Below are 14,485 nucleotides of genomic sequence, written 5' to 3' on the forward strand. Positions count from 1 at the left end.
TCTGGAAGGAAATCATAAAAGTCCGTGAAATTCCAGATCCTTGGGAAGTACATGGCACTGCTGAATACGCTAAAATGTGTCCAGATCAGTTAATAACAATAGCCGAGATGGAGGCTGACGCAAGACGAGCGATACCAGCTGATAAGATTAAGACTGGAAGTAAGGAGGACTGATATATGAAATATATTATTGCAAAAATAATTGAATTTGCAGCGATTTGTGCGGTTGCTATAATTTTAATTAAAATGGGATATGGTGGTGAGACCTGGCAGTATTGGGTAATTTTAGTACTAATGACTGTGTATGGTGGTGCGTTCGCATGCGAGAAAGACAAAGAGGAATTGGAATGACGGTAACGGTGTTTATAGTATTAATTATGACAATCTTCTGGATGCTGCTGCAATTTATTTTACCAGGTTTGAACGATACATTGTGCATCATATTCTATTATCTAACCATGTGCTTACTCGGCATGTGGTGTTTTTATTATATTGGAGTCGTTATGGCGGAAATGAGGTAGAAAATGGATGAGATTTTATGTATTTTAATAATCTTCGTTATTTACATATTGGCGAAGATATTTTAATAGAAAGGAACTATTATGGACGATTTAAAGTGGTGTTTAAAAATTATCTCGATCATGATTGGCGTCGTCTTATATGTTTCTATATGGTGGGCAATGCCATCGGGAGTCAATTATTATAAAAAACATCCAGATAATAACGGATGGAATTTCGTATATCTTATGTACAAGTTTTGGATTATTGGGCATATTATTGCCACATTGCTGGCATTCATATGGGCGTGGAATTAAGTGAATTTGGTTCGTCAGAAAAGGAGAAAAATAATATATGGAAATGAAAAGGGTAAAAGTCGCAACACACGAAGAGTTGGAGATATTGCAGAAAAGTGTTGACGGAATATTAAGTTTTGTATTGGACGTTCGAAATATTTTCGGCTATGACTGCTTTGTTGAAGAAACGGAGGAGGAAATCAAAATCGTTCGTAAATTATATGATTTACTTGTCTTCAGTATGGAACCCGACGATCTGAATGAACAATTAAAAGAGTTAGAATCAGAAGATCCGAAAGCATGCACATTTATTTACCGATTCATCAAAACAAAATTGAATAAATAATTTAGCTGTGAGAGGAGAAAAATAACATGTGGAGAGAAGAGTTAATTTTGAATAAGATATTTGCAATCATTACGATTCTTATTGGAGCGTTGTCAGTCCCGGTTGAGTGGGATGCAACGTTCTTTTTATTTACTTTAATTGTCGGCGGATATCTGTTCTTTGCCAAACGAAACTGGATCGCTTTGTGAGGTGACGGTTATGGGAAGAGCCGAGCGAAGAAGAGAACAGAAACAGGAACAAAAATCTAAAACGGTTACATACAATCTCACAAAAGAGCAATTAGATGTAATGGTTCGTGAGAAAATTGGAGAAGAACTTGTACGAATCAAGAGGGAAGCTACCGATGAAGCTGTAAACACAGCACTTACTCTGTTGCTGACCTTACCCTTAGAGGTTCTCATGGACCATTTTTGGAAAAAATCATACCCGCAAAAGATTCCTAAGTTTGCCGATCTTTTGATTGATTATTATGAGAAATGGCAGGACGGCGAACTGGATTTGGATGAGTTAAAAGAAGACCTCTGGAAATATGGGGGAGTAAAATTCAGGGAGGGACAGATCAATGGTAAATGACGATATGAGAAAGAACAGTGAAGGGTATTCTGATCCAACTGTTTACAATGCTTTGAAGAATATTGAGAAGGATGGGGATGAAAGATTTCATAAACTTCTCGATGCGATCTTCACTATTTGTGAGCTTTCCGGGTTCCATATCGAAGAAAGAATCATTGTGAAAGACAAGAAAACTGGTAGAATTTGGAGGTAAAAAGTGACGAATATTTCTAATCTAGGATAGAATTTCGTCTAATCTAGGTTAAAAATCCTGGTAGTAACAGGTCATTTTTCTGCCCACTTTTGGGTTTTAGGATTTGACCAAAGCCCACTTATTTTTGACCAGAGCGAAAAATTTGAAGAAAAATGGAGCAGAAAATCGGAATTTTGGTCAAATTTCTGGCCATTTGCCCGGTTTCTGCCCACTTTTAAAACCCCACTTTGACCACGAAAAACCCAGTATTTATGCGGGTTTGCGGGCTTTTTGCCCACTTTCCCACTTTTTTTCTTTAAACTATTATGATAAAAAAATTAATATAATATATAAATATGGCCAATAAAAGTGGGCTTTTGACCAAAACCGAAAAAGGAGTGATTTTTATGAGTGCAAAAAGAAAAGTGAGCTGGCGAGATATATTTGACAATTTCAAAACTGTATATCCAACCTTGTCAAAAAATGCAAGAGATTTTAGACCACATGATTATATGAGCATTATCGTATATTTCAGAGATGGAAGCCAGATGATCTATGATGATGTTAGAAAACGAGGAAAACTTATTGTTGCCTAAATTACTCTTTCTTTTCTTTTTGATTCGTGATATACTAAATACGCCACACAATCGTATATCGCATAAAACGTTCAAGGGAATAGCTTCGGTAAAAAGTGTATTCTCTCTTTTACTTATACCCTTGAACGGTACGAGATTGTGTGGCAACAATGGGAGAAGCATTTTTTCGGTGCGTCTCTATGGGGCGCACTTTTTTTAATGCTCTTAATTTACCATTGGATGGAGGAAGAGTATGAGTGAATCGGAGAATAATTCAATAATGCAACTGATGGAATTGGAGAATGATTTTAAGTTGGAGGCAGTTAACACACCATACGATCTCGCCAATGGATATATTAAGATTGGTTTAACTAATGATCAAAAGTGCCAAATGAGCAATGCCATTCAGCATTTACCAGAAATGTTTGCTACTAGTTCAATGGCTAATGCGTATATCGCAAAATTTCCAGATGGTATTAATCGTACGCTTGTGTCATTAAAGCAAGGTGGATTCATGAGTTTCTGGAAAAAAGAAAATGGTCAATTTGGTGGAACCGCATCGTTATATCCATTAAAGAATGAGGCGATGATACTCGGTGCATTTTCAGCAATGGCGTTTGCGTCGGGACAGTATTTTATTACGCAGGTTAATTCCGAACTAAAGAAGATAAATCAGAACATTGATAAAATTCTGGAATTCTTATATGGGGATAAGAAGGCTGAGCTTCTATCGGAAGTGAGTTTTGTTAAGTATGCTTATGAAAACTTTTCATCCATTATGGCTCATGACGAACAACGAGTAGCTACAATTGCAAGTCTTCAGGAGGCAAAAAAGGTTGCCATTAAAGATGCTGAATTTTACATGAACGATTTGGACTTAACCGTGAATGGAAAAGATGGTATAGAAAAGTTAGTTGGAAATGCGTTCCAGATAAAAGAGAGTTTAGAGTTATCGATTCAGTTGTATGGAATGAGCAGTATTTTGGAAACATATTTTTCTCAAAATTATGATGCCGAATTTATCAAGTACATTGATCGGGAGATGACAGCGTATATCGATAAGTGTGAAAAAAGAATGCTTAGCAGTTTTAGCATTTTGAAAAAGCATATAGCTGATTATAAAGGTCGATGGCTTGAAAAGATTGATAAATCTCAATACGAAAAAGATGTTTGTGAATTGATCGATTCGTTGAATAACGGTGAGGAATCTGTAATGAGAAAAACGCTTCGGAAAACATTGCGTGCAGTTTCCGAGGTAAAAGAATTTTATATTTCCCAAAGTGGAGATGTGTATTTGAAAAAAAATTAAATTATATTTGTAGACAGAGATGTAATTCAACTTCCAGCAAAGTTAGAATTACTTCAACACCACAGTTAAAAGGACTGATCGGATTTGATACTAAAGAAGCGTATGGTCCAGATTCGAGCTCTCCTGTAAAAGTTGAAACCGTTGGTTCAAGAGAGATAGAGTACTATTCAAGAAATGGAAAGACCTATAAGAAAATGGGCAATAAACAAATCGAAATGGGGAAAGTCTCTAACTTGATTACGGATATGACTTTGAAAGGAGCTACCGAAGAAGAACTTACCAGAGCAATCCGTCACAGCATGGTTGTTATTGATGCAGAGAAACATGCTTTGGATTACAAGCAGAGCGAGATCGATAATGGTATTGCCTCGTTAAAGAAAAAGTATCAAGGTAGCATTGATAAAGATGGCAATTATCATGAGGGTGCTTCAACGTTGATTTCCAGAGCTAAATCTGAAACTCAGGTTTACAAGAGAAAAGGTTCTCCAATAATCAATGAAGATGGTTCCTTATCATACAAAACCGTAAAAGAAGAGTATGTCAATAAAAATGGTAAACTCAAATTCAGAATGCAAAACAGTACCAAGATGGCAGAAGCTAAAGATGCTCGTGAGTTATCTTCCGGTACTCCGCAAGAGGAAGCCTATGCTGATTATGCTAATACCATGAAATCATTGGCGAACCAGGCTCGAAGAGAGATGATTAATACTGGTAAGATTGCCTATTCCGCCGCTGCTAAGAATACCTACCAGGGGGAAGTTAAATCATTGTCTGCAAAACTTAACATTGCATTATCGAATGCGCCAAGGGAGAGACAGGCACAGGTGATGGCGAATGCAACTGTGGCAGCAAAGAAGAAAGAAAATCCAGACATGACAAAAGCTGAGATAAAAAAAGCAAACCAGCAGGCATTATCTTCAGCAAGAACCTCTGTGGGGGCGCATCGCACACCTGTCGAGATTACAGATCGAGAATGGGAGGCTATCCAGGCGGGAGCTATTAGTGAGAATAAACTTATTCAAATTCTGAATAATACAAATATTGATACTATTCGTCAGCGAGCAACTCCGCGAGCTACAAATTCTTTGAGCACAGCAAAACAGCATAGAATTTCAGCAATGCGTGCTTCTGGCTATACAACTTCAGAGATTGCAGATGCTCTTGGCGTATCAACTTCTACAGTTTCAAAGTATTTAAATGGAAAGGGATGAGAGTGTTAAATGACAGCAGATTGTGCATTAACCACGATTGATAATCCTTTTGATCCTTTTAAACAATTTGATGAATGGTTCATGTTTGACGAGGAAAAAGGATATCATTCAACTTCTTATTTAGGACGAATTGCTCGAACATCTGATCAGCTTTCTGATGAAGAAAATAGAATTGAAGTTGAGAGAGCAATTGATGAAATCATCAAGTATGATTTTAGAGGAATCTATAAGAAGGTAAAGAACTTAAATTAAAAAGAGAAAACCATCCGTGCTTATAGGCAGAAAAGAAAAAAATAAATATTCAGTTACAACATAACATAAATCAACAATAATTATCGTTTTGTAGTAATTGAAGTGCAACAAATTCACATAATCATCCACGTGAAAGTAATCAAATCTATAAAAGACAAGTCATTAGGACTGGAACGATGATAATTAGGGATAGAGGGGGCTTGCTAAAAATGCACCCCCTCCCCGCATCGCCCCGGTCTTTATTTTTTCCCCGGGGGATATTTTTTGAAAAACAAATCGGACTGGTGCTTGAACAGGCTTATGAGTTTATTGATATTGGCTGCCTTTTTATCTCCTTTCGGCAGATGGAATGCTTATCAGAATTCTCATAAGTCTGTTTAAACACCAGGAAAAGTGCGTATAAACTATCGATCAACTTACAGAAAGGAGGCATCAAGTATGGGAAAAGTAAAGCAAAAAGCATCAAAAGACAGTTCTTCCATGATGCGTCCGGCTCTAACACCTGAGGCAAGGGAAAACCAACTTATTTCCTTAGCTGTGGATCTTGCTGAAAAACAGTTAAGAGAAGGGACTGCTTCATCCCAGGTTATAACACATTATTTGAAATTAGGTTCAACAAAAGAACGAATCGAAAAAGAAATACTTGAAAAGCAAAAAGATTTAATCGACGCCAAAACACAAAATCTTAAATCTATGGAAAGACAGGAGCAGATGTATGCTGAAGCATTAAAGGCGTTTCGAGGATATAGTGGTCATGGGGATGAAGAAGATGATTAGAACATATTCCGAATTGATCAAGTTGAAAACTTTTAAAGACCGATTTGAATATCTGAAGCTGGACGGAATTGTTGGAGAAGAAACATTCGGATTTGATCGGTACATGAATCAGATATTTTATAAGTCCAGAGAATGGACTTCTGTCAGACGAGCGGTCATTATTCGGGATAATGGATGCGACCTTGGAGTGGAGGGTTATGAGATACATGGGAAGATACTTATTCATCATATGAACCCGATTAATTTGAGTGACATAGTACATAAAACTGATGAGCTTTTGAATCCAGATTATCTTATTACAACAGTGTTATCTACACATAATGCTATTCATTACGGTGATGCGAGTTTATTACCTGCATTGCCAATTGAACGGAGGGCAAACGATACATGTCCATGGAAAAGAAATTAAGGGGGTGAGATCTATATGGACAGCATACTTACTTCTGTCAAGAAGATGTTAGGCATTGAAACAGAATATGAGCATTTCGATGCTGACATCCTTATGCACATTAATTCTGTGTTTTCAGTTTTAACGCAGTTAGGCGTTGGTCCAGCGTCTGGCTTCACGGTCACAGATGACAAAACTAACTGGGTGGAGTTTATGCAAGACGAACCAAAATTGAATTTGGTTAAATCGTATATGTTTCTAAAAGTAAAGCTGCTTTTCGATCCGCCAATGAGCAGCGCTGTATTAGAGTGCTATAAAACACAAATCAGCGAGTACGAATCAAGATTGAACTGGGCAGCAGAGAATGATGACATGGAGGAAAATCAAAATGGATAACACATTCTTAGAACATCATGGCGTTAAGGGTATGAAATGGGGCGTTCGTCGTTACCAGAATAAAGATGGAACATTGACATCTGCTGGACGACGGAAGTCTGCCGAACCCTTAACATCTCAACAGAAAACCGAACGAAATAAGAGAATTGCCAGAGTTGGAGTGGGTGTAGCTACGGTTGCGGCAGCAGCTTATTATGTCCATAAGAATCCAGAAAAAATTGGGAAAGTGATTTCTAAATTTCGCGGTGTAAAGATGAAAGATCTTAGCGAGAAAACAATTAACCGTGGAAAAACATATGTGAAAAGCTGTCTGAAAAATTCCGTGAACGGCGTTAAAGAGGGAATCCGTGAAGGAGCAAAAGAAGCACCTAAAAAAGCTGCTAAGACTGTAGTTACGGGTTTGGTTCTTAATCAGACTAAGAAGTATCTTGATTCGGTTGTAGGTAAAGAGGAAAGTGCCAGAATCTTCCAGGCAAATGACAACAAAAAGATTGGAAAATTCTGGAAAGTGGGACCGGATGATAAGGACGATGACGATTAAACAGTAGGAGAACAATATGGCATTATCAAACACTGCCGTCCCGAAATATTACGGCGAGTTTCGAGATGCCGTAATTCGAGGCGAGATTCCGGTATGTAAAGAAATCGAAATGGAAATGAACCGAATCGATGATCTTATTGCTGATCCAGATGTGTATTATGACGATCAAGCAGTAGAAGGCTTTATCAAGTATTGTGAAAACGAGCTTACATTAACCGATGGTTCTGATTTGAAATTGCTGGATTCATTTAAGGTCTGGGCTGAGCAAATATTCGGATGGTATGAATTTGAAGAGAATCGTGTGTATGTACCTTATGAGGACGGATACGGTGGAAGGTACGTAACAAAAATTAAGAGGAAACGTTTGATAAACAAGCAGTATCTGATAGTTGCACGAGGCGCTGCAAAATCTATGTATGGTTCATGCTTGCAAAATTTTTTTCTTAATGTGGATGTTACAACGACTCATCAGATAACAACTGCGCCAACAATGAAACAGGCAGAAGAGGTGTTATCTCCGATTCGAACGGCTATCACCAGATCCAGAGGCCCGTTTTATAAATTCTTAACAGAAGGTTCTTTGCAAAATACAACCGGTTCTAAAGCAAATCGCATGAAGTTATCTTCTACCAAAAAAGGAATCGAGAACTTTCTTACTGGATCACTACTGGAAGTACGACCAATGCGAATAGACAAGCTCCAGGGACTACAGCTGAAAATGGCAACAGTCGACGAATGGCTTTCTGGCGATATCAGAGAAGATGTTATCGGAGCAATTGAACAGGGAGCATCTAAAGTAGAAGATTATCTGATTGTCGCAATCAGTTCGGAGGGTACTGTCCGTAATGGAGCTGGCGATACAATCAAAATGGAATTGATGGACATTCTCAAAGGAGATTATGTCAATCCTCATGTATCAATCTGGTGGTATAAACTCGATTCTGTGGATGAAGTCCCCAATCCAAGAAAATGGCTGAAAGCAAACCCAAATATAGGAAAAACAGTAAGTTACGAGACATATCAAAGAGATGTCGACAGAGCTGAGAAAGCTCCAGCCGCTCGAAATGATATTCTTGCAAAACGTTTTGGTCTTCCGATGGAAGGCTATACATATTACTTCACTTATGAAGAAACTCTTCCTCATAGGAAAAGAGATTATTGGCAAATGCCATGTTCAATGGGCGCAGATTTATCGCGAGGCGATGATTTCTGTGCTTTTACTTTTCTATTTCCATTATCAAATGGTTGTTTTGGTGTTAAAACTCGAAATTACATTTCTTCGTTAACTCTAATGAAACTTCCAGCGGCTATGAGAGTTAAATATGATCAGTTTCGCGATGAGGGCAGCCTTATTGTACTTGAGGGTACTGTCCTTGACATGATGGAGGTTTATGAAGATCTGGACAACCACATTGTTGAATGCGGGTATGATGTTCGGAGTTTCGGTTATGATCCATATTACGCAAAAGAGTTTGTAGAAAGATGGGCGAGTGAAAATGGTCCGTTTGGTATTGAAAAAGTTATCCAGGGAGCCAGGACAGAATCAGTACCATTAGGTGAATTGAAAAAGTTATCGGAAGAAAGGATGTTGCTGTTTGATGAAGAACTTATGACATTCACGATGGGTAACTGTATCACACTGGAAGATACAAATGGAAACAGGAAACTATTGAAGAAGCGTCTGGATCATAAGATTGATGCCGTTGCCGCAATGCTAGATGCGTATGTGGCTTATAAAGCCAATAAAGAGGCATTTGAATAGATTACACTTTTGAGGTATCCAACGTAAAGCAAATCTAAATGGGTTGGGAGTGATTTAAGAGAGCCACTATTCGTGACTCTCGTGCTTTGCTCTGTTAGCATCAAAGTATTTCGAATAGCTTACATACTGTCTGCGTTCAGAGCGTTCCATATAAGCCAGGTACTTAGGAAATTTCGGTTCCTTGTCGCTTGATGGCTTATAAAACTTGCTGTAGTTAATCATAACATACCCCCAATCCTTTTAGATTTGCTTTACGCATACCATATATTGTAATTGGTGACAGATGAAGTGTCAACATGTAGTAAATGGAGGTGAAAATTCAAAATGGAATTATCAGTGGGTTCCAGGTTTAAAAATGCCTGGAATGCTTTTCGAAATCGAGAGCCGACAAAGGTGTTTCAAGACATTGGATATGGGTATTCATATCGACCGGATAGATTTCGTTTGACTCGTGGAAACGAGAGATCAATTGTAACATCAGTTTATAACCGAATAGCTTTAGATGTAGCCGCCATAGATATTCAGCACGTTCAGCTGGATGCCGAAGGGCAGTTTTGTGATGTTGTGCAAAGTGGACTGAATAATTGTTTATCAACAGAAGCCAATCTGGATCAGACAGGACGGGCGTTTATACAAGATGCAGTTATGTCCATGATGGATGAAGGTTGTATAGCAATCGTTCCAGTTGATACTGATGACGATCCAGACGATACGACAGGGTATCAAATCCTGTCTATGCGAGTGGGCAGAATCCGAGATTGGTATCCAAAGCACGTTCGCGTTGAATTATACAACGAAGAGAAAGGACGAAAACAGGACATTGTTGTTCCTAAAAGTACAGTGGCAATCGTTGAAAATCCGTTATACGCAGTAATAAACGAACCGAATTCAACAATGCAGCGATTGATTCGAAAGTTGAATTTACTGGATGCTGTAGACGAACAAAGTAGTTCTGGAAAGTTGGATTTAATCATTCAGTTACCTTACGTGATTAAAACCGAAGCAAGACGTAAGCAGGCTGAAAAGAGACGAAAAGACATTGAGCAGCAATTAGCAGGTTCCAAGTATGGCATTGCTTACACTGATGGTACTGAGAGAATAACTCAGCTAAATCGTTCGCTGGAGAACAACTTGATGAAACAGATTGAATACCTTACGAGTATGCTTTATAGCCAGTTAGGTATCACTCAGAGTATTCTTGATGGAACAGCAGACGATAAAACCATGCTGAATTATTACAACCGTACTATTGAGCCAATTATTGCAGCTATTGTTGACGAAATGAAACGGAAGTTTCTTAGTAAAACAGCCCGTTCCCAGAACAACTCTATTAAATTCTTCAGAGATCCATTCAAACTGGTTCCAGTTGCAGATCTTGCAGAAATCTCAGACAAATTCACAAGAAATGAAATCGCAACTTCAAACGAAATAAGACAGGTTATCGGATGGAAACCGTCTGATGATCCAAAGGCAGACGAGCTTAGAAATAGTAATCTCAGTCAGCCAAACGAAAGTCCGATTCGGGAAGAAAGAGACACAGGAGGTATTAATCAAAATGAAGTATGACTTTGGTGGCTGGGCCACACGAAATGATTTGACCTGCGCAGATGGTCGAGTCATTAAAAAAGATGGATTGAAAATCAGTGATGAGACCTCAGATAAACTGAAAAGGACCTTCAAGGGTGTATTTTCGGCTGTGGATCTTTTGAAAAAAGGATTTTCTTCTATAATCAGTCCTATTGGAAAGTTTCTTGGTTCTGGAGGACTAAACGGAATCATCGATGGATTGCTGAACATAACAGCATCTGTCGGTGATTTTTTGACGTCTCTCAACGAAAGTGGAAATGTCAGCGAATTCTTATCAAAACTATCTGACGGTATTTTTGATACATTCCGAGGAATTGCTGGAGTGATAGATCCTGCTCTTGAGAAAGTAGAGTCACTGGGAGATGTATTTTCAGTTGTAAAAACGACAATCTGTAACGCAGCAACGAATATTTTCGACGCTGTGAAAAACGTGTTCTCTTGGATTAAAGAAAATGTTTCTGCTGGGGATCTATTTGCCGGATTAGCTAGTGGCGGAATATTCGCTGTAGCAAAGAAATTGTCCGGCGTATTGAGCACTATAAAAGAAGGAATAGAAGGTCTGTTTGAGAAGAAAACATCAAAGATTGCAAAACAATTTTCTGATCTTCTGAACGGAGTGAAAGATGCAATTTCATCATTCACAACTGGTATAAAAGTTGCTTCATTAATCGGTATTGCAGCAGCTATTGCAATATTGTCAGTTGCACTGAATTCCATAGCAAAAATTGATTCGGATAAAGTCGTTACATCTTTGTCTGCTATTGGAGTAATGCTCGGTGAACTTAGTGGCACTTTATTTGTAATCACAAAAGTGCTCTCTAAAAATGGCTCTAAGGGGCTTATAAAAGCTGGGGCATCAATGGTGCTTATCGCTGCTGCGGTTAAAGTATTGGCAGACGCAATGGTCAAAATGGCAGATTTATCCTGGGAGAAAATCGGAAAAGGACTTACTGCTATGGGTGGAGGCCTTCTCGAATTGTCAGCCGCAATGAAGATTATTAATGGTGCAAAAGTTTCCCTCTCGACAAGTGTTGCAATGCTTGCACTGGCGAAGTCCTGTCGGATGCTCGGAGACGCGCTTGCTAAATTTTCAGTGTTTTCATGGGATGAAATCGGTCGAGGACTGTCTGCGATGGGCGGAGCTTTGGCGGAAATGACGGCATCATTAAGCGTTCTTAGCAAAGCTGGCGGTTTTGGAGCTTTACTTGGTGGTACTGGAATGCTGATAGCTGTACAGTCTCTTGATGAAATTTCAGAAAATCTTGAAAGACTTGGTAACCTTTCCTGGGAACAGATCAAACGAGGTCTCGCCGCAATGGGTGGTGCTTTTGGTGAGTTTACTGCTTCGTTAGGAATATTAAGCGCGGTGGGTGGCTTCGGATCACTTTTAGGAGGAACTGGTCTTCTTGTGGCTGTACAATCTCTTGATGAAATATCAGAGAATCTCGAAAAACTCGGTGCTCTATCGTGGGATGAAATCGGTAAAGGTTTAGCTGCGATGGGTGGTGCTTTGGGCGAGTTAACGGCTTCGCTTGGTATTCTTAGTGCGGTTGGTGGATTTGGCTCTCTTCTTGGAGCAACTGGTATTCTTATAGCCGTTCAAGCTTTAGAACCTATTGCAATAGCACTTTCGAATATCGGTTCTCTTTCCTGGGAAGAAATTGGCAAAGGATTAGCGGGAATGGGCGGCGCACTTGCTGAGTTTACAGCAGCATTAAGCGTGTTAAGCCTTAGTGGAGGCTTCGGCTCGCTTCTGGGTGGAACTGCCGTTCTTATTGCTGCTCAGTCATTAGAACCTATTGCTGCAACACTATCTGAAATTGGTGCCATGGATTGGGACGAGATTGCAAAAGGTCTTGTCGGAATGGGTGGCGCCTTAACGGAGGTTGGAGTTGTATCTGCCCTGGTTGGCAATCTTGGAGGTTTGGGTTCGCTTATCGGTAGCGCATCGCTTACTCTTGGCGTGCAAGGCTTAGGCGAACTTGCCAATGCATTGACGATTTTTGGCACCATGGATTGGGATGAAATCGGTCGTGGTTTAACAGCTATGGCTGGAGCTCTTGGTGAAACTGCATTAGGCGGATTGCTGAATACCTTTTCCGGATTTGGCGCGGCTGCAATTGCTGCTATGGCTGAACCTCTTGGTAACCTGGCAGATTCGGTAAAGCGATGGTCTGGGGTTATTGTTCCAGATGGATTAGGAACACAACTAGGATCTCTTGCCACAGGTGTTCAGAAATTTAATTTCAGTGGATGGGGAGCCGATGCTATTGGTGCGATGGCGATTCCACTTGGCGATTTAGCTGACTCAATTTCAAAATGGAAAGATGTAATTGTTCCAGACGGAATTGGAGATGGACTTAGTAATCTTGCAGATGGCGTAAAAGCATTCAACTTCAGCGGATGGGGTGCGGATGCTATGGCAGATGTGGCAACACCGTTGGGAACCATGGCGGATTCCATTAAGAAATGGGACGGAATCATTATCCCAGAAGATTTAGGAACCAATCTCAGCTATTTGGCAAACGGTGTGTACGCATGGTCTACTGTTGGCCCATCCGATATTGTTGGCATCACTGAGCCGTTAGGAACTTTTGCTGATTCTGTAAAGAAATGGAACGATGTGTCAATTCCATCTAATCTTGAAACTGCTTTGACTGGATTTGCAAACGGGATTAATGCTTGCAATAACGTTTCTGTGGATAATGTAACGAATGTATGTACGAGTGTGAAAGATCTTGGTACTGCGGTTTCGGATATATCAACAATTGACTTTAGCGGAAGCGTTTCCAAATTGTCAGATTTCGCAGCTGCTATTGGAAATGTGAGCGTTTCGACCGACTCTTTCAAGATACTTGGAACGACTATTGTTACTGACTTTGCTACTTCTTTAAAGAGTGGAGTAAGCACGGTTTCAGAAGCTGGCAGTGAGCTGGCAGAAGCAGTTGCCACTGGAATGCGTAGGACGATTGATTCTATAGTGAAAACCGCGTCATCAATTGCGAACTCAGCGAAAAATTCGGTAGCAAATAAAAAGAGTAATTTTGTAACAGCTGGATCTTCTCTTATGCTTGGTCTTGCAGCAGGTCTTCGTTCCAGCATGGGCGTGGTCGCATCCGCATCTGGTTCGGCAGCATCAGCCGGTGCGAGTGCGTCTATGGCATATTATAGTAGCTTTTATAGTTCGGGTGTCTATCTTGTCAGCGGATTTGCAGCTGGCATCAGAGATAATATCAGTTCGGCAGCATCAGCCGCAGCACAGATGGCATCTGAAGCGTCAAAAGCAGCAAGAAGCAGTCTTGATATTAATTCGCCATCAAAAGTTTTCTATAAAATAGGTGGATTTGCTGGACAAGGTTTTGTGAATGCTTTGGTCGATTATAGTGAGGCTTCTTATGATGCTGGATCGAACATTGGATTATCAGCCAGGGAAGGATTAAGCCGGGCTATTTATAAAGCTACTGAGATAGTTTCAAATGGCATTGATAATGTTCCAACAATTCGACCGGTTCTTGATCTAAGTGCAGTAAGAGCTGGTGCAAATGAGATCGGTGGAATTCTTGGAATGGATCATGCTATCGGATTAAGTGGAAATCTCGGAGCCATCACGACAATGATGGCACAAAATCAAAATGGAAATTCTTCTGATGTTGTTGATGCTATTAATCGACTTGGAAAGAAACTTAACAACCTTGGTAATACTTATAACAATATCGGCGGTGTTACTTATGATGATACGAGCGGCGTTAGCGATGCTATCGAGATATTAACAAGAGCAGTGGTAGTGGAAGGGAGGCGATAAT

General features: G+C 39.8%; 16 protein-coding genes. All 16 read left to right on the forward strand.

What is annotated here, in order from left to right; all coding sequences use genetic code 11:
* Positions 1-176 precede the first annotated feature (176 nt).
* The 16 genes from LIQ05_RS03600 (at position 177) to LIQ05_RS03675 (ending at position 14,484) form a co-directional block, all read left to right on the forward strand.
* Entirely contained in the window at positions 177-350 is a 174-nt protein-coding gene (locus tag LIQ05_RS03600; RefSeq protein ID WP_226818684.1) for a hypothetical protein, read from the forward strand.
* Positions 351-851: 501 nt separating this feature from the next.
* The gene (locus LIQ05_RS03605; protein WP_226818686.1) at positions 852-1,139 is read left to right on the forward strand and encodes a hypothetical protein; all 288 of its coding nucleotides are present in this window, start codon (positions 852-854) and stop codon (positions 1,137-1,139) included.
* A 26-nt stretch (positions 1,140-1,165) separates the two neighbouring features.
* A complete protein-coding gene (locus LIQ05_RS03610) occupies positions 1,166-1,327 on the forward strand; it encodes a hypothetical protein (RefSeq protein ID WP_226818688.1) in 162 nt (53 codons plus the stop codon).
* A gap of 10 nt (positions 1,328-1,337) precedes the next feature.
* Complete coding sequence (locus LIQ05_RS03615) at positions 1,338-1,712, forward strand: hypothetical protein (RefSeq protein ID WP_226818690.1); 375 nt, start codon at positions 1,338-1,340, stop codon at positions 1,710-1,712.
* Positions 1,702-1,905, forward strand: a complete 204-nt coding sequence (locus LIQ05_RS03620) for a hypothetical protein (RefSeq protein ID WP_195982793.1) — start codon at positions 1,702-1,704, stop codon at positions 1,903-1,905. Before LIQ05_RS03615 ends, LIQ05_RS03620 begins: the two co-directional genes overlap by 11 nt.
* 386 nt (positions 1,906-2,291) lie before the next feature.
* Positions 2,292-2,480 (forward strand): hypothetical protein, encoded by a 189-nt coding sequence (locus LIQ05_RS03625; RefSeq protein ID WP_226818692.1) that lies wholly within the window; start codon positions 2,292-2,294, stop codon positions 2,478-2,480.
* Between the two features lie 232 nt (positions 2,481-2,712).
* On the forward strand, positions 2,713-3,768 hold the full coding sequence (locus tag LIQ05_RS03630; protein WP_226818693.1) for a hypothetical protein: 1,056 nt from the start codon (positions 2,713-2,715) through the stop codon (positions 3,766-3,768).
* Positions 3,769-3,962: 194 nt separating this feature from the next.
* Positions 3,963-4,979 (forward strand): helix-turn-helix transcriptional regulator, encoded by a 1,017-nt coding sequence (locus LIQ05_RS03635; RefSeq protein ID WP_226818695.1) that lies wholly within the window; start codon positions 3,963-3,965, stop codon positions 4,977-4,979.
* 9 nt (positions 4,980-4,988) lie between these two features.
* Positions 4,989-5,231 carry a hypothetical protein gene (locus LIQ05_RS03640; RefSeq protein ID WP_195982799.1) on the forward strand — a complete coding sequence of 81 codons (243 nt, stop codon included), beginning with the start codon at positions 4,989-4,991 and terminating at the stop codon, positions 5,229-5,231.
* A gap of 438 nt (positions 5,232-5,669) precedes the next feature.
* Positions 5,670-6,008 carry a hypothetical protein gene (locus LIQ05_RS03645; RefSeq protein ID WP_226818697.1) on the forward strand — a complete coding sequence of 113 codons (339 nt, stop codon included), beginning with the start codon at positions 5,670-5,672 and terminating at the stop codon, positions 6,006-6,008.
* Positions 5,992-6,417 (forward strand): hypothetical protein, encoded by a 426-nt coding sequence (locus LIQ05_RS03650; protein ID WP_330633942.1) that lies wholly within the window; start codon positions 5,992-5,994, stop codon positions 6,415-6,417. Before LIQ05_RS03645 ends, LIQ05_RS03650 begins: the two co-directional genes overlap by 17 nt.
* Positions 6,418-6,432: 15 nt before the next feature.
* Entirely contained in the window at positions 6,433-6,792 is a 360-nt protein-coding gene (locus tag LIQ05_RS03655; RefSeq protein WP_226818698.1) for a hypothetical protein, read from the forward strand.
* Complete coding sequence (locus tag LIQ05_RS03660) at positions 6,785-7,333, forward strand: DUF7211 domain-containing protein (RefSeq protein ID WP_226818700.1); 549 nt, start codon at positions 6,785-6,787, stop codon at positions 7,331-7,333. Before LIQ05_RS03655 ends, LIQ05_RS03660 begins: the two co-directional genes overlap by 8 nt.
* A gap of 16 nt (positions 7,334-7,349) precedes the next feature.
* Positions 7,350-9,095 (forward strand): terminase TerL endonuclease subunit, encoded by a 1,746-nt coding sequence (locus LIQ05_RS03665; RefSeq protein ID WP_226818702.1) that lies wholly within the window; start codon positions 7,350-7,352, stop codon positions 9,093-9,095.
* 324 nt (positions 9,096-9,419) lie between these two features.
* Entirely contained in the window at positions 9,420-10,661 is a 1,242-nt protein-coding gene (locus tag LIQ05_RS03670; RefSeq protein WP_226818704.1) for a phage portal protein, read from the forward strand.
* Positions 10,651-14,484 carry a hypothetical protein gene (locus tag LIQ05_RS03675; RefSeq protein ID WP_226818706.1) on the forward strand — a complete coding sequence of 1,278 codons (3,834 nt, stop codon included), beginning with the start codon at positions 10,651-10,653 and terminating at the stop codon, positions 14,482-14,484. The genes LIQ05_RS03670 and LIQ05_RS03675 overlap by 11 nt, the downstream gene beginning before the upstream one ends.
* The last annotated feature ends 1 nt before the right edge of the window (position 14,485 follow it).

Origin of the sequence: Blautia glucerasea, assembly GCF_020537505.1 — a bacterium.
GTDB lineage: Bacteria > Bacillota > Clostridia > Lachnospirales > Lachnospiraceae > Blautia_A.